At 55.9% G+C, this 20,565-nt stretch carries 17 protein-coding genes and 1 CRISPR repeat array; of the genes, 7 read left to right on the plus strand and 10 right to left on the minus strand.

Going from position 1 to position 20,565, the window contains the following annotated elements; translation table 11 throughout:
• Positions 1-4: 4 nt before the first annotated feature.
• Together ltaE and poxB are read right to left on the minus strand one after the other, a co-directional pair.
• A complete protein-coding gene (gene ltaE, locus ACMGGM_RS20605; protein ID WP_045268543.1) occupies positions 5-1,006 on the minus strand; it encodes a low-specificity L-threonine aldolase in 1,002 nt (333 codons plus the stop codon).
• Between the two features lie 38 nt (positions 1,007-1,044).
• Positions 1,045-2,763, minus strand: a complete 1,719-nt coding sequence (gene poxB, locus ACMGGM_RS20610; protein ID WP_023332523.1) for a ubiquinone-dependent pyruvate dehydrogenase — start codon at positions 2,761-2,763, stop codon at positions 1,045-1,047.
• A 151-nt stretch (positions 2,764-2,914) separates the two neighbouring features.
• On the opposite strand from poxB, the gene ACMGGM_RS20615 reads away from it, so the two are divergent.
• Positions 2,915-3,349: a DoxX family protein gene (locus ACMGGM_RS20615; RefSeq protein ID WP_023332524.1), complete on the plus strand. Its 435-nt coding sequence runs from the start codon at positions 2,915-2,917 to the stop codon at positions 3,347-3,349.
• A 165-nt stretch (positions 3,350-3,514) separates the two neighbouring features.
• Positions 3,515-4,445: a CRISPR direct-repeat array (repeat unit 28 nt; unit sequence GTTCACTGCCGTACAGGCAGCTTAGAAA).
• A gap of 261 nt (positions 4,446-4,706) precedes the next feature.
• Here ACMGGM_RS20615 and hcr read toward each other — a convergent pair.
• The 4 genes from hcr to aqpZ form a co-directional block, all read right to left on the minus strand.
• Positions 4,707-5,675 (minus strand): NADH oxidoreductase, encoded by a 969-nt coding sequence (gene hcr, locus ACMGGM_RS20620; RefSeq protein WP_023337002.1) that lies wholly within the window; start codon positions 5,673-5,675, stop codon positions 4,707-4,709.
• 10 nt (positions 5,676-5,685) lie between these two features.
• Positions 5,686-7,338 (minus strand): hydroxylamine reductase, encoded by a 1,653-nt coding sequence (gene hcp, locus ACMGGM_RS20625; protein ID WP_014883191.1) that lies wholly within the window; start codon positions 7,336-7,338, stop codon positions 5,686-5,688.
• Positions 7,339-7,482: 144 nt separating this feature from the next.
• The gene (locus tag ACMGGM_RS20630) at positions 7,483-8,382 is read right to left on the minus strand and encodes a lysine exporter LysO family protein (protein WP_023332526.1); all 900 of its coding nucleotides are present in this window, start codon (positions 8,380-8,382) and stop codon (positions 7,483-7,485) included.
• A 170-nt stretch (positions 8,383-8,552) separates the two neighbouring features.
• Positions 8,553-9,248: an aquaporin Z gene (gene aqpZ / locus ACMGGM_RS20635; protein WP_014883193.1), complete on the minus strand. Its 696-nt coding sequence runs from the start codon at positions 9,246-9,248 to the stop codon at positions 8,553-8,555.
• A gap of 289 nt (positions 9,249-9,537) precedes the next feature.
• Between aqpZ and ACMGGM_RS20640 the strand changes: the two genes are divergently transcribed.
• Positions 9,538-11,196, plus strand: a complete 1,659-nt coding sequence (locus ACMGGM_RS20640; protein ID WP_014883194.1) for an ATP-dependent endonuclease — start codon at positions 9,538-9,540, stop codon at positions 11,194-11,196.
• On the opposite strand, the gene ACMGGM_RS20645 is transcribed toward ACMGGM_RS20640, so the two are convergent.
• A complete protein-coding gene (locus ACMGGM_RS20645; RefSeq protein ID WP_023332528.1) occupies positions 11,193-12,149 on the minus strand; it encodes a VirK/YbjX family protein in 957 nt (318 codons plus the stop codon). The genes ACMGGM_RS20640 and ACMGGM_RS20645 overlap by 4 nt on opposite strands.
• A 159-nt stretch (positions 12,150-12,308) precedes the next feature.
• Between ACMGGM_RS20645 and macA the strand changes: the two genes are divergently transcribed.
• Both macA and macB read left to right on the plus strand, forming a co-directional pair.
• The gene (gene macA / locus ACMGGM_RS20650) at positions 12,309-13,424 is read left to right on the plus strand and encodes a macrolide transporter subunit MacA (RefSeq protein WP_014883196.1); all 1,116 of its coding nucleotides are present in this window, start codon (positions 12,309-12,311) and stop codon (positions 13,422-13,424) included.
• Positions 13,421-15,361 carry a macrolide ABC transporter ATP-binding protein/permease MacB gene (macB, locus tag ACMGGM_RS20655; RefSeq protein WP_023332529.1) on the plus strand — a complete coding sequence of 647 codons (1,941 nt, stop codon included), beginning with the start codon at positions 13,421-13,423 and terminating at the stop codon, positions 15,359-15,361. Before macA ends, macB begins: the two co-directional genes overlap by 4 nt.
• Before the next feature lie 70 nt (positions 15,362-15,431).
• Here macB and cspD read toward each other — a convergent pair whose 3' ends face one another.
• Positions 15,432-15,653, minus strand: coding sequence for a cold shock-like protein CspD (gene cspD, locus ACMGGM_RS20660; RefSeq protein WP_008499993.1), 222 nt, complete (start codon positions 15,651-15,653; stop codon positions 15,432-15,434).
• A 267-nt stretch (positions 15,654-15,920) separates the two neighbouring features.
• Here cspD and clpS point away from each other — a divergent pair, with 267 nt between their 5' ends.
• The 3 genes from clpS to ACMGGM_RS20675 all read left to right on the plus strand — a co-directional run bounded on the left by clpS (position 15,921) and on the right by ACMGGM_RS20675 (position 19,252).
• A complete protein-coding gene (gene clpS, locus ACMGGM_RS20665; RefSeq protein WP_006174393.1) occupies positions 15,921-16,241 on the plus strand; it encodes an ATP-dependent Clp protease adapter ClpS in 321 nt (106 codons plus the stop codon).
• 27 nt (positions 16,242-16,268) lie between these two features.
• Positions 16,269-18,548, plus strand: coding sequence for an ATP-dependent Clp protease ATP-binding subunit ClpA (gene clpA / locus ACMGGM_RS20670; protein ID WP_014831269.1), 2,280 nt, complete (start codon positions 16,269-16,271; stop codon positions 18,546-18,548).
• A gap of 254 nt (positions 18,549-18,802) precedes the next feature.
• On the plus strand, positions 18,803-19,252 hold the full coding sequence (locus tag ACMGGM_RS20675) for a hypothetical protein (RefSeq protein ID WP_063943460.1): 450 nt from the start codon (positions 18,803-18,805) through the stop codon (positions 19,250-19,252).
• 71 nt (positions 19,253-19,323) lie between these two features.
• Here the strand turns inward: ACMGGM_RS20675 and infA are convergent, their stop codons facing one another.
• Both infA and aat read right to left on the minus strand, forming a co-directional pair.
• Positions 19,324-19,542, minus strand: coding sequence for a translation initiation factor IF-1 (infA, locus tag ACMGGM_RS20680; RefSeq protein WP_002211347.1), 219 nt, complete (start codon positions 19,540-19,542; stop codon positions 19,324-19,326).
• A 284-nt stretch (positions 19,543-19,826) separates the two neighbouring features.
• A complete protein-coding gene (gene aat / locus ACMGGM_RS20685; protein WP_047343454.1) occupies positions 19,827-20,531 on the minus strand; it encodes a leucyl/phenylalanyl-tRNA--protein transferase in 705 nt (234 codons plus the stop codon).
• Between the last annotated feature and the right edge of the window lie 34 nt (positions 20,532-20,565).

Genomic DNA, 20,565 nt, shown 5'->3' on the forward strand with positions numbered 1-20,565 from the left:
CTCCTTAGCGCTGTAAAAACGCCTGCCAGTGTTTCACCACCTCTGCCAGCTGTTCGCGGTTCACGTCGAGGTGCATGACCAGACGCACCACCGGAGAGGCGTTGATCAGCACGCCGCGCGCTTTCATAAATTCGCCCAGCGCAGCGGCATGTTCGTCGCCCACGCGAATGAACAGCATGTTGGTGTCGTGGCGCATCACGTCCGCACCGATCTCGCGCAGCTGTGTGGCCATCCATGCGGCGTTATCGTGATCGTCTTTCAGGCGCGCCACGTTATTTTTGAGAGCATACAGACCTGCTGCCGCCAGAATACCGGCCTGGCGCATGCCGCCGCCGGTCATCTTACGCCAGCGGTTGGCGCGCTTGATGTAATCCGCATTGCCGACCAGCAGGGAACCCACCGGCGTACCCAGCCCTTTGGAGAGGCAAATGGTGAACGAGTCGCAATATTGCGTAATCTCTTTCAGCTCGCAGCCGTACGCCACTACGGCGTTAAAAATGCGCGCACCGTCAACGTGCAGGCCGAGCTTGCGCTCGCGGGTGAAGTCCCACGCCGCTTTCAGGTACTCGCGCGGCAGCACTTTTCCGTTGTGGGTATTTTCCAGACTGAGCAGTTTCGTGCGGGCGAAATGAATATCGTCGGCTTTGATTTTTGCCGCGACCTTATCGAGTGGGAGTGTACCGTCCGGCGCGGCGTCAATCGGCTGCGGCTGGATGCTGCCGAGCACCGCCGCACCGCCGGCTTCGTAGAGATAGTTATGCGCGCCCTGGCCGACAATATACTCTTCGCCGCGCTCGCAGTGGCTGAGCAGCGCCACGAGGTTCGCCTGCGTGCCGGTCGGCAGGAACAGCGCGGCCTCCTTGCCACTCAGCTCTGCCGCATAGCGCTGTAACGCGTTGACCGTCGGGTCATCGCCGTAGACGTCGTCCCCGACCGGGGCGGCCATCATCTCTTCGAGCATGGCACGGCTCGGGCGGGTAACGGTATCACTACGCAAATCAATCATTTCACATCCCTTTATTTTAAGAGGTCACGTGAAATGTTTTACCTGAGCCAGTTGGTTTTTGCCAGTTCGATCACTTCATCACCGCGGCCGCTGATGATGGCGCGCAGCATATAGAGGCTAAAACCTTTCGCCTGTTCCAGCTTGATTTGCGGTGGAATAGCCAGCTCTTCTTTGGCGACTACTACATCCACCAGCACCGGCCCGTCGATAGAGAAGGCGCGCTGCAGGGCTTCATCCACGTCAGACGCTTTTTCCACGCGAATACCGGTGATGCCGCACGCCTCGGCAATGCGCGCGAAGTTGGTGTCATGCAGTTCGGTACCGTCCGTCAGATAACCACCGGCCTTCATCTCCATCGCCACAAAGCCCAGTACGCTGTTGTTGAAGACCACGATTTTGAGCGGCAGCTTCATCTGTACCACGGAGAGGAAATCGCCCATGAGCATGCTAAACCCGCCGTCGCCGCACATGGCCACCACCTGACGTTCCGGTGCCGTCGCTTTTGCGCCCAGCGCCTGCGGCATGGCGTTGGCCATCGAGCCGTGGTTGAACGAACCCAGCAGGCGGCGTTTGCCGTTCATCTTCAGGTAGCGTGCTGCCCAGACGGTTGGCGTGCCGACGTCGCAGGTAAAAATGGCGTCGTCGTCAGCGAAATGACTGATCTGCTGTGCCAGGTACTGCGGGTGGATGGCTTTGTCGCTTGGTTTGGCGAGATCGTCCAGCCCCTTACGGGCATCGCGGTAGTCACTGAGGGCTTTATCAAGAAACGCGCGATCCGTTTTCTCCTCGAGCAGCGGCAGCAGGGCGGCCAGCGTGGATTTGATATCGCCCACCAGCGCCATATCCACCTTGCTGTGCGCGCCGATGCTGGCCGGATTGATATCGATCTGAATGATTTTGGCATCCGTCGGGTAAAACGCGCGGTAAGGGAACTGGGTACCGAGTAAAATCAGCGTGTCGGCGTTCATCATGGTGTGGAACCCGCTGGAGAAACCGATCAGCCCGGTCATTCCCACATCGTAGGGGTTGTCGTACTCGACGTGCTCTTTGCCGCGCAGGGCGTGAACAATGGGGGCTTTTAGCTTACCCGCGAATTCAAGTAGCTCCTTGTGCGCGCCCGCGCAGCCGCTACCGCACATCAGGGCAATATTGCTGGAGTAACGCAGCAGCTGCGCCAGCTTTTTCAGCTCTTCTTCCGCAGGCGTCACCACAGGCTGCGGGGCGTGATACCAGTGGGTGCTGGCCCCTTCTGGTGCGGACTTGAGGGCCACATCACCCGGGATAACGACCACCGACACGCCGCGGTTCAGCACCGCCTTGCGCATGGCGATAGCCAGAACCTGCGGGATCTGCTCCGGGGATGAAACCAGTTCGCAATAGTGGCTGCATTCACGGAACAGCTCCTGCGGATGCGTCTCCTGAAAATAGCCGCTACCGATTTCGGAAGAGGGGATATGGGCGGCAATCGCCAGCACCGGCACGTGGTTACGGTGGCAGTCAAACAGACCGTTGATCAGATGCAGGTTACCTGGCCCGCACGAGCCTGCACACACGGCCAGTTCACCGGTGAGCTGCGCTTCGGCTCCCGCGGCAAATGCGGCGACCTCTTCATGGCGGGTCGGCATCCATTCAATGGTTTTCATTTTGTTAAGGCTGTCGCTCAGTCCGTTCAGGGAATCGCCGGTTACGCCCCAGATACGTTTCACGCCAGCCTGTTCCAGGGTTTTCGCTATATATGCAGCCACGGTTTGTTTCATGGGTGTCCTTCTCCTTTTTGTGATATCGCTTACAAGCTTAGAAGAAAGTCGCTGTATTGCCTGCTCAATACCCCTCAATTAACAGGGTTTCCTTGCGCGATAATTCGGCATAATCTGGTGCTGACTCAGGTGAAAACAGGAATCATTTCAAATGGTTAAATCATTGTTAATTGCTGTTAATGAAAAGCTATCGTGCGACGATCTTGGCAAACTCTTGTTACGACTTGCCGTCGGTGGGTTGATGCTCTTTCACGGTTTGCACAAGTTATTCGGCGGCGTGGGCTTTATCAGCGGCATGCTGGTGGAAAAAGGGTTGCCGGGGTTTATCGCTTATGGCGTGTTGATTGGCGAAGTGGTGGCACCGATGTTGATTATTGTCGGGCTCTTTACGCGCCCGGCCGCGCTGATGCTGGCGTTTACGATGATTGTGGCATGGCTTATGGTAGGAATGGGTGAAACGCTCGCCCTCGATAAGGTTGGGGCATGGGCGATTGAAAGCCTGGTGTACTTCTTTATTGGCTCGCTGGCGGTGGCATTTTTAGGGGCAGGGCGGTTTGCGCTGGGGAAAGCACCGGCGTGGCGTTGAGGTTTGTGCTCTGGTATGAAGGAAGGGGTCTATAGACCCTTTTTTATTGGCTGTTTTTAACTTATTGATTTTATTGTGCTGAAATGTATGTGAAGAAAAAAGGGATCGAGACGATTTTTTAGGTTATTTCTTTATCTGACAACGTGATAGGTGTAGATTGTTCCAGTTCACTGCCGTACAGGCAGCTTAGAAATGTTCCGACACTGCGTTACCCGTCAGCTGCGCCGTTCACTGCCGTACAGGCAGCTTAGAAATGCAAAAATCCGCCACGTAATCAAGACTCGACGTTCACTGCCGTACAGGCAGCTTAGAAAGTTGGCAGTGGGTTCACTCTCACAACGCCTGAGTTCACTGCCGTACAGGCAGCTTAGAAATGATGGTTGGTTATGCACGAGAAAAGGGAACGAGTTCACTGCCGTACAGGCAGCTTAGAAATGCACTAACTGATTGATGCGAGGGTAGTTGTAGTTCACTGCCGTACAGGCAGCTTAGAAAAGTCATTTCAACGGGGCCATATCAAAACGTGAGTTCACTGCCGTACAGGCAGCTTAGAAAAGGAAACCCTTCTGATCCATGAGAACGAATGGGTTCACTGCCGTACAGGCAGCTTAGAAACTACACTTCGGGTTACGATCAGCCATTTCAACTGTTCACTGCCGTACAGGCAGCTTAGAAAGTCGCTATGAGCTGCACCGGCTCAACAAAAACGTTCACTGCCGTACAGGCAGCTTAGAAAAGAATCCCGGAGGACGGGATGGTGTTAAAACTGTGCACTGCCGTACAGGCAGCTTAGAAATCTTCAGGCATGTTGCAAATATGAACGCGATCGTGCACTGCCGTACAGGCAGCTTAGAAAAATCACGATAGTCCGGAGTATCGAAACTCTCAGTTCACTGCCGTACAGGCAGCTTAGAAATCTTTAATCCGAGCCTCAAGGACATCGTTTGTGTTCACTGCCGTACAGGCAGCTTAGAAAGAAAACCTCCTGCACGGAGGCGCGAAAACAGATTTCATTGCCGTACAGGCAGCTTAGAAAAGTCCGACACTGTGTTTCCGTCTGTTCAGTACGTTCACTGCCGTACAGGCAGCTTAGAAAACAATCTGAACTCCTTACCTTGTCACAGATGCGCTTAGTGCAATACAGGCAGCTTATAAAGTCGCGGAATACAACGACGCCATCTATCAATAGTTCACTGCCGTACACGCAGCAACCATATGTAGTTCGGCACAAACACTGTGCCGCCTGATTATAAGCCCGGTGGCGCTAGCGCTTACCGGGCCTACGACGATCCAGCCCCTACAAGGTAGGCCGGGTAAACGCAGTGCCACCCGGCAAAAACGGGGGCACCGCATCAGATTATGCGAGGACCAGATCCCCCTGCGGATGGCATGAGCACGCCAGCACGTAACCTTCGGCAATTTCCGCGTCGGAGAGCGTCATGGTACTGGTGACAGTGTACTCACCTGAAACCACTTTCGTCTTACAGCAACCGCATACGCCCGCACGGCAGGCGGCCACTACCGGTACCTTATTGCTTTCGAGTGCCTCCAGCAAAGTCGTTCCCACGCGGCCAAAGAAGGTCTGCGCAGGCTGTAGCTTAGTAAACTGAATCCCGCTGGTTGCCGCCTCCGCTACCGGCGTGAAGAATTGCTCCTTGAAGAAGCGGGTCACGCCAAGCGCCTTCACTTCTTTCTCGACGATATCCATGTAAGGCGCCGGGCCGCAGGTCATCACGGTACGGTGCGCAATATCCGGCACGCTTTGCAGCAGCTCGCGGCTCAGACGGCCGGGCACAAAACCGTGGACCGCATTGTGTTCTGCCACCAGTGTTACCGGATAATTACGCCACTCCTCGGCAAAAATGACATCTTCCGGAGAGCGAACGCTAAAGATCACCTGCACGTCGGCCTGCGGACGGTTTTTCGCCAGCCAGCGGCGCATGGACATAATCGGCGTGACGCCACAGCCCGCCGCCAGCAGCAGGAATTTATCTTCCGCCTTGTCGTCACAGGTGAAATCGCCCTGGGCGTCTGACAGCCAGATATAGTCTCCGCGCTTCACGTCACGGGTCAGCCACTGCGAGCCGGCACCGTCATCAATACGGCGAATGGTAAGCGTGATGTATTCGCTCACGCCCGGCGTTGAGGAGATCGTGTAGGCACGCAGGGTGTCCGCCGAATGGCGGACACTGACCAGCGCATACTGACCGGCACGGTACGGATAGTAATCGTGGCAAATCAGTGAGAGCGTCCACACATCCGGCGTCTCCTGGTGGATGTGATGAACCTGCATCCTCCACGGACATTGTGAGGTTGGCATGGTCATGAATAACTCCTTACGCGCTCAGCAGCTGCTTCATATCATCTTCAACGTTGGTGACGGAGCGCAGGCCGAATTTTTCGTTCAGCACGGCCAGCAGGTCCGGCGTCAGGAAGCCTGGCGCGGTCGGGCCGGTCACGATGTTGGTCACGCCCAGAGAGAGCAGGGTCAGCAGGATGACGATCGCTTTCTGCTCAAACCACGAAAGCACCAGCGACAGCGGCAGGTCGTTCACGCCACAGCCCAGTTTCTCCGCCAGGGTAACCGCCAGAATAATGGCCGAGTAAGCATCGTTACACTGGCCCGCATCGATCAGGCGCGGCAGACCTTCGATATTGCCGAAGTCCAGCTTGTTGAAACGGTATTTACCGCACGCCAGGGTCAGGATCAGGCAATCGTCCGGTACGCTGGTGGCGAAATCGGTGAAGTAGTTACGCTCACCGCGCGCGCCGTCGCAGCCGCCGACGAGGAAGATGTGGCGCAGCTTTTCACGGCTGACGAGATCGATCAGCGAATCTGCGGCGCCGAGCAGGGTTTCACGGCCAAAGCCGACGGTGATCAGATGCGGAATTTCGCTGTACGGGAAGCCCGCCATCTGCTGCGCCTGGGCAATAACCGGACCGAAATCGTCGCCTTCGAGGTGGCTCACGCCCGGCCAGCCGACGATGCTGCGGGTCCAGATGCGGTCGTCATACGCGCCCACGGTAGGGTCGATGATGCAGTTAGAGGTCATCACGATAGGGCCAGGGAAGCGGGCGAACTCCACCTGCTGGTTCTGCCAGCCGCTGCCGTAGTTACCGATCAGATGTTTGAATTTACGCAGCTCCGGGTAGCCGTGCGCAGGCAGCATTTCGCCGTGGGTATAAACGTTGACGCCAGTGCCTTCAGTCTGCTTCAGCAGGTTGTAGAGATCTTTCAGGTCATGACCGGAGATCAGGATACATTTACCCTCGGTCGCCTTCACGTTGACCTGCGTTGGCGTCGGGTGGCCGTAGGTACTGGTTTCACCGGCATCCAGAATGCTCATCACGCGGAAGTTCATCTGGCCGATTTCCATTGAGCACTCAAGCAGGGCGTTCATATCGGCAGGCCAGGTACCCAGCCACGCCATGATTTTGTGGTACTGCGCGTAGATATCGTTGTCGTACTGACCGAGAACGTGCGCGTGCTCCATATACGCCGCTGCGCCTTTCAGACCGTACAGGCACAGCAGGCGCAGGCCGAGAATGTTCTCGCCAATCGCCGCTTTGTCTTTATTCGGGGTAAAGTCTGCCGCCTGACGCTGGAGGTCGCCCAGGTCATCACTCGCCAGCTGGAGTTCTGACATCGGGTTGTCCACGCGAGCGTTAGCATCAGCGTTCAGGCACTGCGCTTTCAGCGCTTCACGCAGGGCGATAGCTTCACGGGCATAGCCGACGATACGAGGGGAATCAAAGTTAACGTTGGTCAGCGTAGAAAAGAATGCGCGCGGCGCGAAGCTGTCGACGTAGTGGTCGACGATGCCGTATTCGCGGGCTTTGAATGCCCATGCGGAAAGGCCTTGCAGGGCAGCAATCAGCAGGTCCTGCAGGTCTGATGTTTCTGCGGTTTTGCCGCACATACCCTGCGCGTAAGAGCAGCCATTGCCTGCCGGGGTACGGATGGTTTGTTCACATTGCACACAAAACATAATCACACCTGTTAAAGTTATATTTGATATACATGTTTAAGGTTATGCCTGTGCCAGAACGGTGAAAAGCGCTTTCTGCTACAAAATAGAGGGAGATTGATTTAGCGCAATTTTGGCGGCAGGCACCCTACCGCCAAAGAAGTATCAGGCAGAGAAGAACGCCATCAGAATGGGAACCAGTAAACTCAAAATAAAGCCGTGCACGATGGCCGCGGGCACCATTTCCAGCCCGCCTGAGCGCTGAAGTACCGGCAGGGTAAAGTCCATCGAGGTCGCGCCGCACAGACCCAGTGCGGTAGAGCGACTGCGGCGAACCAGCCCCGGGATCAGCATAATGGCAATCAGCTCACGCGCCAGATCGTTAAAGAAGGCGGCGCTGCCGATCACCGGACCGAATGATTCAGTCAGCAGAATACCGGAAAGGGAGTACCAGCCAAATCCGGAGGCCATTGCCAGGCCGGTTTTCAGCGGCAGATCGAGAATAAAAGCATTAATCACACCCGCCACCATTGAGCTGGCGACAACCATTACGGCAATAATCATTCCCCGACGGTTGAGGACAATCTGTTTCAGGGTCATGCCGTTATTTCGCAGCTGGATACCAATCAGGAACAGCAGGAAGATCAGGGTATATTCACTGGCTTCTGTCGCGTGCCGTAAAAATGCCCATCCGGTGAGACCCAGAAGAAAACCGAGCACCACGACGCCGCAGAGTTTTAATGACTCAAGTGCCATCGCAATACGGGAGGGCAGCTTTTCCTGGAGGTGATGGTTTTTCCAGGGAATGGTGCGTTCCAGCCACAGCAGTGCGGCAATATTGCACAGCAAAATAACCGTAACCGTGACGGCTGAATAATGCAAAATGGAGAGTAAATTCGCGGACAGGTTATCCAGGAAGGCCAGGCTGATCCCCATAAAGAAAAGAATGAGGTAAACAATCCCGCTGAGAAAACGGTTGATAAGCCGTAATGCGGATTCCTGACGCAGCGGAATAAGGTAGCCCGCAATCAGGGGCAGCAGAATAATGAGGAGTCCTGAAAACATGAACAGCCGGTCCTTTTGAGTGTCTGTTGAGCGCCAGAGACACTACCCAATAAAGGCTATTCAGTAAAGCGGCAAAAGAAAGCCGGGTGGCGGCTACGCCTTACCCGGCTTGTATGTGCGGCCTGTTGCCCTCACCCCGGCCCTCTCCCACGGGGAGAGGGAGGGAAAGATTAATCGCGTTTTTCCAGCAGGGTACGATACAGCACGCCGCCCAGAATACCGCCGATAATTGGCATCACCCAGAACAGCCACAGCTGCTCAAGCGCCCAGCCGCCCTGGAAGATGGCGACGGCGGTACTGCGTGCCGGGTTAACGGAGGTGTTGGTGACCGGAATTGAAATCAGGTGGATAAGCGTCAGCGCCAGACCAATAGCAATCGGGGCAAAGCCAGCAGGCGCGTGTTTGTCGGTGGCGCCGTGGATCACCAGCAGGAAGCCCGCGGTCAGCACAATTTCAATCACGATGGCAGACAGCATGGAGTAACCGCCCGGCGAGTGCTCGCCAAAGCCGTTTGAGGCGAAGCCGCTGGCGGCCGCGTCAAAGCCGGCCTTACCGCTGGCAATAACGTACAGAACGCCAGCCGCAATAATACCGCCCACCACCTGCGCCACGATGTAGCCAATGACGTCTTTAGCAGGAAAACGACCGCCCGCCCATAAACCTAACGTCACAGCCGGGTTAAAATGACCACCGGAAATATGCCCCACGGCGAAGGCCATGGTTAATACGGTTAAGCCAAACGCCAGCGCGACGCCGACAAAACCAATGCCTAATTCCGGGAACGCTGCTGCCAGAACGGCGCTACCGCAGCCACCAAATACCAGCCAGAATGTACCAAAACATTCTGCAGCCAATTTTCTAAACATAACCACCTCAAATAATTTCCGCGCGCTTTCCCGCGGGCGGGATATATCGCCATAAAGGGATGACGACTCAAAGAGCCCGTATTTTAGAAACCAACAACATCCCTTCGCCACTTAAATAAATTCGATAAATTTGATTTAAGGCAATGTGATGTCATTCCTTGTTCAAATGAGCGGTAAATAGAGCATAGACCAATTCTTGTCAGGGTGAATGTTATGCTGTCGTGACAAGATTCCTCCCGCTATACTGCTGATAACTTAAAGGAAAAAGTGTTCATTTCGCGGGGGATTTATGCTTCTCGAACGTGTGGAAATTGTCGGGTTTCGCGGTATTAACCGCCTGTCGCTGCAGCTTGAGCAGAACAACGTCCTGATCGGCGAGAACGCGTGGGGTAAGTCCAGCCTGCTCGATGCGCTGACGTTACTGCTATCCCCCGAAGACGATCTGTATCACTTTGTCCACGACGATTTCTGGTTCCCGCCCGGGGACGTGACGGGACGCGAGAAGCACCTGCATATTATCCTGACGTTCCGTGAATCCGAGCCAGGCCGTCACCGCGTGCGTCGCTTCCGCCCGCTGTCACCCTGTTGGGTGCCCTGTGACGATGATTTCCACCGGATTTTCTATCGCCTGGAAGGCGAGATGGCGGAAAACGAAGGGGTCCTGACCCTGCGCGAGTTTCTTGATGAAAAAGCCAACCCGATCCCACTGGACAACATCGACGATTTGGCTCGCCACCTGACCCGCCTGACGCCGGTATTGCGGTTGCGTGATGCGCGCTTTATGCGGCGTATCCGTAACGGCACGGTACCGAATATGCCGGAGGTGGAAGTCACCGCCCGCGAGCTGGATTTTCTGGCGCGTGAGCTGGTGTCGCGTCCGCAAAACCTGACCGATGGTCAGATTCGCCAGGGGTTGTCCGCGATGGTACAACTGCTGGAGCACTATTTTTCCGAGCAGGGGACATCGGAGTCGCGCCACAGGCTGATGCGCCGTCGCTCTCATGATGAACAACGCAGCTGGCGCTATCTCGACATCATCAACCGGATGATCGACCGGCCCGGCGGTCGTACCCATCGGGTGATTCTTCTGGGGCTGTTTTCAACACTTTTGCAGGCTAAAGGCACCGTGCGTCTTGACCGGGATGCCCGCCCGTTGCTGCTGGTGGAAGATCCTGAAACGCGGCTTCACCCCATCATGCTCTCGGTGGCGTGGCATCTGCTGAATTTGCTGCCGCTCCAGCGTATTACGACCACCAATTCTGGTGAGCTATTATCCATGACGCCGGTTGAGCATATCTGCCGTCTGGTGCGCGAGTCTTCGCGGGTCTCCGCGTACCGTCTCGGGCCTGGCGGTTTAAATGCCGAAGACGGGCGGCGCATCGCGTTTCATATTCGTTTTAATCGCGCGTCGTCACTTTTTGCCCGCTGTTGGCTGCTGGTGGAAGGGGAAACGGAGACCTGGGTCATCAACGAACTGGCGCGTCAGTGTGGGCACCATTTTGATGCGGAAGGCATTAAGGTGATCGAATTTGCCCAGTCGGGATTAAAACCGCTGATAAAATTTGCCCGCCGGATGGGTATTGAATGGCATGTGCTGGTGGACGGTGACGAGGCGGGTAAAAAGTATGCCTCGACCGTGCGTAGCCTGCTGAATAATGAACGGGAAGAAGAGCGCGACCATTTAACCATGCTCCCCGCGATGGACATGGAGCACTTTATGTATCGTCAGGGGTTTGACGATGTGTTCCACCGCATTGCGATGGTGCCGGTCGATGTTCCGATGAACATGCGCCGCGTGATCGCCAAAGCGATACACCGTTCGTCAAAACCGGATCTCGCCATTGAAGTGGCGACGGAAGCGGGAAGGCGGGGCGTGGAGGCGGTGCCCACTCTGCTGAGGAAGATGTTCTCCCGCGTGCTGTGGCTGGCACGCGGGAGGGCGGATTAACCTCGGGTCGCCTGATTCACCTGCTGAATCAGGCTGTCCAGCAGTTCGTAGCGACGGCGATATTCGGAACGTTTTTTGCTCGCGATCTCTTCCATCGGTTTACGCGGCATGACAAGCGGCAGCATAAAGTTACCGCTATCCTGCTTTTCACCGCCGAGGGAGAGCCAGAAGCTGTCATAATCAGCCAGCAGTTTTCCCTCTTTTTTCTTGCGGTAGCGCCAGCTGCGATAAATATGGGTGTCGTTACTGACGGCAACAATCTGTTCGACCGGGAAAGCGGCGCCGAGCGTCATGGCGGTTTCAACCAGCAGACGTTTCGGGAACAGCCCATGGCAGGCCTTCGTCGCTTTCTGGATCCGCTCATGGGGAACATGCGCTTTTGCGCCCTGCAAACCGCCAATGAACAGCGTCGATTTTCCGGCAAAAGGGCAGAGCGTGAAGGTTATCTCCGCCAGGACTGTATTTTGATCGTCGCAGAAGACGAGGGTGGCTTCTCCCTCTTTATCCATAAACGCATCAGCACACAGGCGAACGGTAAAGTGCTGTTCATCTTTACCGGTTAAGGTCAGCAGCGTGGCACCCTGCTTCGAAAGATAGCCCTGCAGCAGCGTCGCCGGAAGCTGGCGGCTCATGATCTGATAGTGCCAGTTAAGAGACTCCAGCGCGTGCTGACGTTCCATGTTCACCGTCAGCCACGGGCGGTGCATCCGGCAGGGCAGCCCCGGCTGAGCTTGTAATATCTGCATCAGACGCGGCTGTTTTGCCAGGCGCGTCAACAGGCGAGAGGTGGTGACGGGAGCCGCAAGCGACCGTAACACGAACTTGCGCCGATAAGCCGGATTCTGCCATGCCAGTCCTGGGGTAAGCTTACCCAAAGCCAGGTTTTTGAAAAGCTGCCAGCCGGAGGCAGGCTGCGTCAGGGGGGAATAAGGCGTATCGACGATGGAAGACATGATAAATCCTGAATCTTTTGGAATATCACTATTTCAACAAGAGGAATATCAACATCTCGTCAACAAATTAGGACGATTTCGGAGAACAGGGGTTTCGTTAAGGAGTCGTTTAGATAGAATCAACATTTATTATTGCCAGAACATTTATTTGGAATATTTATGAACCTCAAGGGAAAACGCAGAACGCTATTTCTGCTGCTGGCGGTCGTGATTTTAGTCGGTGGATTCTGGTTATGGCAGGTGCTTAACGCACCGGTGCCGCAGTACCGGACACTGATCGTTCGCCCCGGCGAACTGCAGCAAAACGTCCTGGCGACGGGTAAGCTTGATGCATTGCGCAAGGTTGACGTTGGCGCTCAGGTCAGCGGCCAGCTGAAAACGCTGTCGGTAGAGATCGGTGATAAGGTAAAAAAAGGCCAGTTGCTGGGTGTTATCGATCCTGAACAGGCCGAGAACCAGATCCGCGAGGTGGAAGCCACGCTGATGGAGCTGCGCGCCCAGCGTGCTCAGGCGCTGGCTGAACGTAATCTGGCCCAGGTCACGCTGACCCGTCAGCAGGCGCTGGCAAAAACCCAGGCCATTTCGAAGCAGGATTTAGATACTGCCACGACGGAGCTGGCGGTCAAGCAGGCGCAGATTGGCACCATCGACGCACAAATCAAACGTAATCAGGCCTCGCTGGACACGGCGAAAACCAACCTCGACTACACGCAAATCGTTGCGCCGATGGCCGGTGAAGTCACCCAGATCACCACGCTGCAGGGGCAGACGGTAATTGCCGCCCAGCAGGCGCCTAACATTCTGACGCTGGCGGATATGAGCACTATGCTGGTCAAAGCGCAGGTTTCCGAGGCGGATGTTATCCATCTGAAACCTGGGCAGAATGCCTGGTTTACCGTGCTTGGCGACCCGCAGACGCGCTATGAAGGCGTGCTGAAAGACATTCTGCCGACGCCGGAAAAGGTTAACGACGCTATCTTTTACTACGCCCGTTTTGAAGTGCCAAACCCACAGGGCGTGCTGCGGCTGGATATGACTGCCCAGGTGCATATCCAGCTGACCGGCGTGAAGAACGTGCTCACCATTCCGCTCTCCGCGCTGGGCGAATCCGCCGGGGACAATCGCTATAAAGTGAAAGTGCTGCGCAACGGCGAGACGCGCGATCGCGAAGTGGTGATTGGCGCGCGTAATGATACCGATGTGGTGGTGGTGAAAGGGCTGGAAGAGGGTGAGGAGGTGGTTGTCAGTGAAAGCCTGCCCGGAGCCGCGAAATGACCGCGCTGCTTGAGCTGAAGGATATCCGTCGCAGCTATCCGTCGGGCGACGGTCCGGTGGAGGTGCTGAAAGGTATCTCCCTGCGCGTGGAAGCGGGCGAGATGGTGGCGATTGTCGGCGCGTCAGGCTCCGGTAAATCGACGCTGATGAACATTCTCGGCTGCCTGGATAAACCCACCAGCGGGACCTATCGCGTGGCCGGGACGGATGTCTCCACGCTCGACGGCGACGCGCTGGCGAAGCTGCGCCGGGAACATTTTGGTTTTATCTTCCAGCGTTACCACCTGCTCTCACACCTGAACGCGGCGCAAAACGTCGAAGTGCCCGCCGTCTATGCAGGCGTGGAGCGGAAGAAACGTCTTGAGCGTGCGAAGACGCTGTTAACGCGTCTCGGGCTGGCTGAACGCGTGGAGTACCAGCCGTCGCAGCTGTCCGGTGGCCAGCAGCAGCGCGTGAGTATTGCCCGCGCGCTGATGAATGGCGGGCAGGTGATCCTCGCGGATGAACCCACCGGGGCGCTCGACAGCCATTCCGGTGAAGAGGTGATGGCGATCCTCCACCAGCTTCGCGATCAGGGGCACACGGTGATCATCGTTACCCACGATCCGCAGGTGGCGGCGCAGGCGGAACGCATTATTGAGATCCACGACGGCGAGCTGGTCAGCAACCCGCCGCCGCGTGCGTCCAGAGCGGCAGCCCCGAAAGAAGCGCTGCCGGCCTCAACCGGCTGGGGACAATTTTCCAGCGGCTTTCGTGAAGCGCTGAACATGGCCTGGCTGGCGATGGCGGCCAACAAAATGCGCACCCTGCTGACCATGCTCGGGATTATCATCGGTATTGCTTCGGTGGTCTCGATTGTGGTGGTGGGCGACGCCGCCAAGCAGCTGGTGCTGGCCGATATTCGCGCCATCGGTACCAATACCATTGATGTCTATCCCGGCAAGGACTTTGGCGACGACGAACCGCAGTATCAGCAGGCGCTTAAGTATGACGATCTGGCAGCGATTCAGAAGCAGCCGTGGGTAAACTCCGCCACGCCAGCCGTTTCGCAAAACCTGCGTCTGCGGGTAGGGAATGTTGACGTTGCCGCCAGCGCCAACGGCGTCAGCGGTGACTACTTCAACGTCTACGGCATGACCTTCAGCGAAGGGGCGACCTTTAATGCCGAACAGCTGGCGGGCAGGGCGCAGGTGGTGGTGCTGGACGCGAACTCGCGCAGGCAACTCTTCCCTAATAAAGCCAGTGTGGTCGGTGAAGTGATCCTGGTCGGCAACATGCCTGCCACGGTCATTGGTGTGGCGGAAGAGAAACAGTCGATGTTTGGCAGCAGCAAGATCCTGCGCGTCTGGTTGCCCTACACAACGATTTCCGGGCGGATCATGGGGCAGTCATGGCTCAACTCCATCACCGTGCGCGTGAAGGAGGGCTACGACAGCGCGCTGGCCGAACAGCAGCTTGAGCGGTTGCTCACGTTGCGCCACGGGAAGAAGGATTTCTTCACCTGGAACATGGACGGCCTCTTGAAAACGGCGGAAAAGACCACACGTACTCTTCAGCTGTTCCTCACGCTGGTGGCGGTGATCTCGCTGGTCGTCGGCGGCATCGGGGTGATGAATATCATGCTGGTGTCGGTCACGGAACGTACCCGGGAGATTGGCATCCGCATGGCGGTCGGGGCCAGAGCCAGTGATGTACTGCAACAGTTTCTGATTGAGGCTGTGCTGGTGTGCCTGGTCGGCGGGGCGATGGGGATTGCGCTCTCGATGATGATTGCGTTCGCGCTCCAGCTCTTTTTACCCGGGTGGGAGATTGGTTTCTCGCCGGTCGCCATTATTACCGCATTTTTATGTTCGACCTTTACCGGCATTTTGTTTGGCTGGCTCCCCGCCCGCAACGCGGCGCGGCTGGATCCGGTGGATGCGCTGGCTCGGGAATAACCCGAAAATAAAAATGCCAGCCGATCGGGCTGGCATTTTGACTGCGGGATGTACACAATAAAACAGAGCGCTATGCAACCGTCTCTGCTTCAATGGGTACGATAAGGCTTGCATGATTGCCTTTTGGTCCCTGGTGTACATCGAACCGGACGGACTGCCCGGCTTTGAGCGTTCTGTAACCATCCATCTGAATGGTGGAATAGTGAGCGAAGATATCCTCGCCGCCGCCTTCGGGGCAGATGAAGCCAAACCCTTTGGCGTTGTTGAACCACTTAACAGTACCCATTTCCATGCTTCGACATCCTTCGTAAATCTTATAAGTTAAGATGGAATGAACCGGTGGTGGAGTGGGGGCTGTTCAAAACCTCGCCATCTCACGCTTGTACAATTTAGAGAAACGAAAGACGTCGTCAAGCGTTTGGCGCTGGAGTTGGGACAATAATCAACCAAAGTTTGAAGCAGTTAACGCTATTGCAACGGTTTGTGACAGACATCGCGGATGACAGTAATAGATGATTGTTATCTAACATCTGAGGTAGATTCAAAGTGGTTATGCAAAATGGGTAAGACCAACGACTGGCTGGATTTTGACCAGCTGGCGGAAGATAAAGTGCGTGACGCGCTAAAACCGCCATCTATGTATAAAGTTATGTTAATGAACGATGATTACACGCCGATGGAATTTGTTATTGACGTGCTACAAAAGTTCTTTTCTTATGATGTAGAACGTGCAACGCAACTGATGCTTACCGTTCATTATCGAGGCAAAGCCATCTGCGGCATCTTTACGGCAGAAGTGGCGGAAACCAAAGTGGCGATGGTGAACGACTATGCGAGGGAGAACGAGCATCCGTTGCTGTGTACGCTGGAAAAGGCCTGATAAGGCATAAAATTGGGGGAGGTGCCTATGCTCAATCAAGAACTGGAACTCAGTTTAAACATGGCTTTCGCCAGAGCGCGTGAGCACCGACATGAGTTTATGACCGTCGAGCATTTACTGCTCGCACTGCTTAGCAACCCATCTGCCCGCGAAGCGCTGGAAGCCTGCTCCGTGGATCTGGTGGCGCTACGTCAGGAACTCGAAGCCTTCATCGAACAAACCACACCGGTGCTGCCAGCCAGTGAAGAGGAGCGCGACACGCAGCCGACGCTCAGCTTCCAGCGCGTGTTGCAGCGCGCGGTATTCCACGTCCAGTCTTCCGGACGTAGCGAAGTGACTGGCGCAAACGTCCTGGTCGCCATCTTCAGCGAGCAGGAGTCACAGGCGGCCTACCTGCTGCGCAAACACGAAGTCAGCCGACTCGACGTGGTGAACTTTATTTCTCACGGAACGCGTAAAGACGAGCCTAACCAGGCATCGGATTCCAGCAATCAGGTTAATAACAATGAAGAGCAAGCAGGCGGGGAGGATCGTATGGAAAACTTCACCACCAATCTTAACCAGCTTGCTCGCGTTGGCGGTATCGACCCGCTGATTGGTCGCGATAAAGAGCTGGAGCGCGCGATCCAGGTGCTGTGCCGTCGCCGCAAAAACAACCCGCTGCTGGTGGGTGAGTCAGGCGTGGGGAAAACCGCGATTGCAGAAGGTCTGGCCTGGCGCATTGTGCAGGGCGACGTGCCGGAAGTGATTGCCGATTGCACCATCTACTCGCTGGATATTGGCTCGCTGCTGGCGGGCACCAAATACCGCGGCGATTTTGAAAAACGCTTCAAGGCGCTGTTAAAACAGCTGGAGCAGGACACCAACAGCATTCTGTTTATCGATGAGATCCACACCATCATCGGCGCAGGTGCGGCGTCCGGTGGCCAGGTGGATGCCGCTAACCTGATCAAACCGCTGCTCTCCAGCGGCAAGATCCGCGTGATTGGCTCCACGACCTACCAGGAGTTCAGCAACATCTTCGAAAAAGACCGTGCGCTGGCGCGCCGCTTCCAGAAAATTGACGTGACCGAACCGTCCGTTGAGGAAACGGTGCAGATTATCAACGGTCTGAAGCCGAAGTATGAAGCGCACCACGACGTGCGTTACACCGCGAAAGCGGTCCGTGCGGCGGTGGAGCTGGCGGTGAAATACATCAACGATCGTCATCTGCCGGATAAGGCAATTGACGTGATTGATGAGGCAGGGGCGCGAGCGCGCCTGATGCCGGCCAGCAAGCGTAAGAAAACGGTTAACGTGGCGGACATTGAGTCCGTGGTGGCCCGCATCGCGCGTATTCCTGAGAAGAGCGTCTCTCAGAGTGACCGCGACACGCTGCGCACCCTCGGCAATCGCCTGAAAATGCTGGTCTTTGGTCAGGATAAAGCCATTGAGGCCTTAACCGAAGCGATCAAGATGGCCCGCGCCGGGCTGGGGCATGAGCACAAGCCTGTCGGGTCCTTCCTGTTCGCTGGCCCAACCGGCGTCGGGAAAACCGAGGTGACGGTTCAGCTCTCCAAAGCGCTGGGCATTGAGCTGCTGCGCTTTGATATGTCCGAGTATATGGAGCGCCACACCGTCAGCCGTTTGATTGGTGCGCCTCCGGGCTACGTCGGCTTTGACCAGGGCGGCCTGCTCACCGACGCGGTGATCAAGCATCCGCACGCGGTACTGCTGCTCGATGAAATCGAGAAAGCGCACCCGGATGTGTTCAACATCCTGCTGCAGGTGATGGACAACGGGACGCTGACCGACAACAACGGGCGCAAGGCGGACTTCCGCAACGTGGTGCTGGTGATGACCACCAACGCCGGTGTGCGTGAAACCGAGCGTAAATCCATCGGCCTGATCCATCAGGACAACAGCACCGATGCGATGGAAGAGATCAAGAAGATCTTTACGCCGGAGTTCCGTAACCGTCTGGACAACATTATCTGGTTCGATCACCTGTCTACCGAGGTGATCCATCAGGTGGTGGATAAGTTCATCGTCGAGTTGCAGGTACAGCTTGACCAGAAAGGCGTATCGCTGGAAGTGAGCCAGGAGGCCCGCAACTGGCTGGCTGAAAAAGGCTACGACCGTGCGATGGGGGCCCGTCCGATGGCGCGTGTGATTCAGGACAACCTGAAGAAACCGCTGGCGAACGAGCTGCTGTTTGGCTCGCTGGTGGACGGCGGTCAGGTGACCGTGGCGCTGGATCAGGCGAAGAACGAGCTGACGTACGACTTCCAGAGTGCGGCGAAGCACAAGCCGGAAGCGGCTCACTGAGTAGTAAGGTAAAAGCAAAACGGCAACTTCGGTTGCCGTTTTTTATTGTTTGCTCCCTCTCCCTGTGGGAGAGGGCCGGGGTGAGGGCAACAGGCCGCAGAGGAATTTTGCGAGGCGCTTTCCAGTTTCTTTCGATGTCTGTTGCTGGATGAATCCACAGTAATAAAATGGCGGCGCACCTGCTAAATCAGGTGTCGGGATTGGCGTCCTGAAAGCGTGTGCACAGACAATCTTGCGTGCATAAAGGATCACATATGACTGATATTAATGGCTTCACCCAACTCTACACCGAACTCTCCCTCAATCCCGATCTTCCAACCCTTGCTGAGCGCTGCAAACTACTCACCGAAATCCTCCTCGACTGCAAATCACTCCCGCAGACGCAGCCCGTGTGCCGTTGCCTTGGTGCATACCTGGAAGAAATGAAAACCGGCCTCACAGAATCAATGCGTGACTTTCAGGTGGTGGAATTTGAGCACGAAGCGGAAGAACCGCGACAAAAAGAGTGGCTGCTGGAAGATACAGAAACGAAATGCGACTACTGCCGGGCATTAAACCATGTGCTGCTGGTATCGCATTTTGACCGCGATATGTTGCCGCACCTGACGGGATTACTGCATGATATGGTTCATTCTATGGCGGTGGATTTAATCACTACTGTACAGCCGTGGATGACAATACATCTTTCGGTACAGCAACACTAGAGCCATAAATAAAAAAGGCCGGGATGATCCCGACCTTTTAAATATTCATCTGCCATTACAGGCGAAAACAATTAGCGACTACGGAAGACAATGCGGCCTTTGCTCAGGTCGTACGGGGTCAGTTCAACAGTCACTTTGTCGCCCGTTAAAATGCGGATATAGTTTTTGCGCATTTTACCGGAGATGTGCGCAGTTACCACGTGACCGTTTTCCAGCTCTACGCGAAACATGGTGTTAGGCAACGTATCAAGTACGGTACCCTGCATTTCAATATTGTCTTCTTTGGCCATCTAATCCTCTGGGGTATCACTACCAAGTTTTGAACCGGCAAGATAATGCCGAAATTCATCAATTAAGTAAAGAATTGCGCGTTTAAAACGCAGCAAAACAGTTTCGGCGCATTGCCCAAGCGTCACGGTACAACCGAACGGAAAGCGCATTCGTAAAGGGGATACAACAGGATAAACGTCAGGACGTTATCTGAAGCGAAGGTCCCAAACGGCGGCGGGGCAACAGGCAGAAGCTACTCTGCGGCATAATTATAACACCCTCACAAAAAATATGCGGAAAACATTTAGGCATTGGGCATAAAGAGCGTTCTCGGTATCCAGAAGTCGCGCGGGAGCTTCTGCTGGCGGCTGGCATCCAGATGTTCGATGTACTGGCGTCGCGGGATCTCAACGGCGCCGAGGGAGGCCGTATGCTCATTGAGGACCTGACAATCGATCAGGTTTCCGCCGCGTTGCGCGAATTCCTGGCAGAAAATGAGCAGCGCGGTTTTCGAGGCGTTCACCGCGCGAGAGAACATCGACTCGCCGCAAAACAGCGTCCCTTGCGCCACGCCGTACATGCCGCCGACGAGTATGCCGTCTTCCCATACTTCGATGGAGTGAGCGTAGCCAAGCTCATGAAGCTGGTGGTAGGCGGTAATAATATCGCGGGTTATCCACGTCCCTTCATAGCGGTCTTGCGCACAGCCTTCAATGACCTGACCAAACGCGTGATTGAGGGTGACGCGATACGGGGATTTGGCATGGAAACGCTTCATGCTGCGGCTGAGGTGAAACTGCGCTGGCCAAAGTACGGCGCGCGGATCGGGCGACCACCATAAAATCGGGTCGCCGGGAGAAAACCACGGGAAGATGCCGCGCTGGTAAGCCATCAAGAGCCGTGCAGGGCTGAGATCCCCACCCAGGGCCAGCAGCCCATTGGGCTCACGTAGCGCTCCCTCCGGCGACGGGAACGCAATGTTATGACGAGAAAGCTGGACCAGGCGCATGACAGCAAAACTCCAGTACGCGAGTGAGGACGCT

It is taken from the genome of Enterobacter sp. BNK-14, assembly GCF_047456095.1.
GTDB lineage: Bacteria > Pseudomonadota > Gammaproteobacteria > Enterobacterales > Enterobacteriaceae > Enterobacter > Enterobacter kobei.

Coding starts and splice junctions, on each gene's coding strand:
- ltaE (WP_045268543.1), bottom strand. CDS start 1,006: ATGATTGATTTGCGTAGTGATACCGTTACCCGCCCGAGCCGTGCCATG.
- poxB (WP_023332523.1), bottom strand. CDS start 2,763: ATGAAACAAACCGTGGCTGCATATATAGCGAAAACCCTGGAACAGGCT.
- ACMGGM_RS20615 (WP_023332524.1), top strand. CDS start 2,915: ATGGTTAAATCATTGTTAATTGCTGTTAATGAAAAGCTATCGTGCGAC.
- hcr (WP_023337002.1), bottom strand. CDS start 5,675: ATGACCATGCCAACCTCACAATGTCCGTGGAGGATGCAGGTTCATCAC.
- hcp (WP_014883191.1), bottom strand. CDS start 7,338: ATGTTTTGTGTGCAATGTGAACAAACCATCCGTACCCCGGCAGGCAAT.
- ACMGGM_RS20630 (WP_023332526.1), bottom strand. CDS start 8,382: ATGTTTTCAGGACTCCTCATTATTCTGCTGCCCCTGATTGCGGGCTAC.
- aqpZ (WP_014883193.1), bottom strand. CDS start 9,248: ATGTTTAGAAAATTGGCTGCAGAATGTTTTGGTACATTCTGGCTGGTA.
- ACMGGM_RS20640 (WP_014883194.1), top strand. CDS start 9,538: ATGCTTCTCGAACGTGTGGAAATTGTCGGGTTTCGCGGTATTAACCGC.
- ACMGGM_RS20645 (WP_023332528.1), bottom strand. CDS start 12,149: ATGTCTTCCATCGTCGATACGCCTTATTCCCCCCTGACGCAGCCTGCC.
- macA (WP_014883196.1), top strand. CDS start 12,309: ATGAACCTCAAGGGAAAACGCAGAACGCTATTTCTGCTGCTGGCGGTC.
- macB (WP_023332529.1), top strand. CDS start 13,421: ATGACCGCGCTGCTTGAGCTGAAGGATATCCGTCGCAGCTATCCGTCG.
- cspD (WP_008499993.1), bottom strand. CDS start 15,653: ATGGAAATGGGTACTGTTAAGTGGTTCAACAACGCCAAAGGGTTTGGC.
- clpS (WP_006174393.1), top strand. CDS start 15,921: ATGGGTAAGACCAACGACTGGCTGGATTTTGACCAGCTGGCGGAAGAT.
- clpA (WP_014831269.1), top strand. CDS start 16,269: ATGCTCAATCAAGAACTGGAACTCAGTTTAAACATGGCTTTCGCCAGA.
- ACMGGM_RS20675 (WP_063943460.1), top strand. CDS start 18,803: ATGACTGATATTAATGGCTTCACCCAACTCTACACCGAACTCTCCCTC.
- infA (WP_002211347.1), bottom strand. CDS start 19,542: ATGGCCAAAGAAGACAATATTGAAATGCAGGGTACCGTACTTGATACG.
- aat (WP_047343454.1), bottom strand. CDS start 20,531: ATGCGCCTGGTCCAGCTTTCTCGTCATAACATTGCGTTCCCGTCGCCG.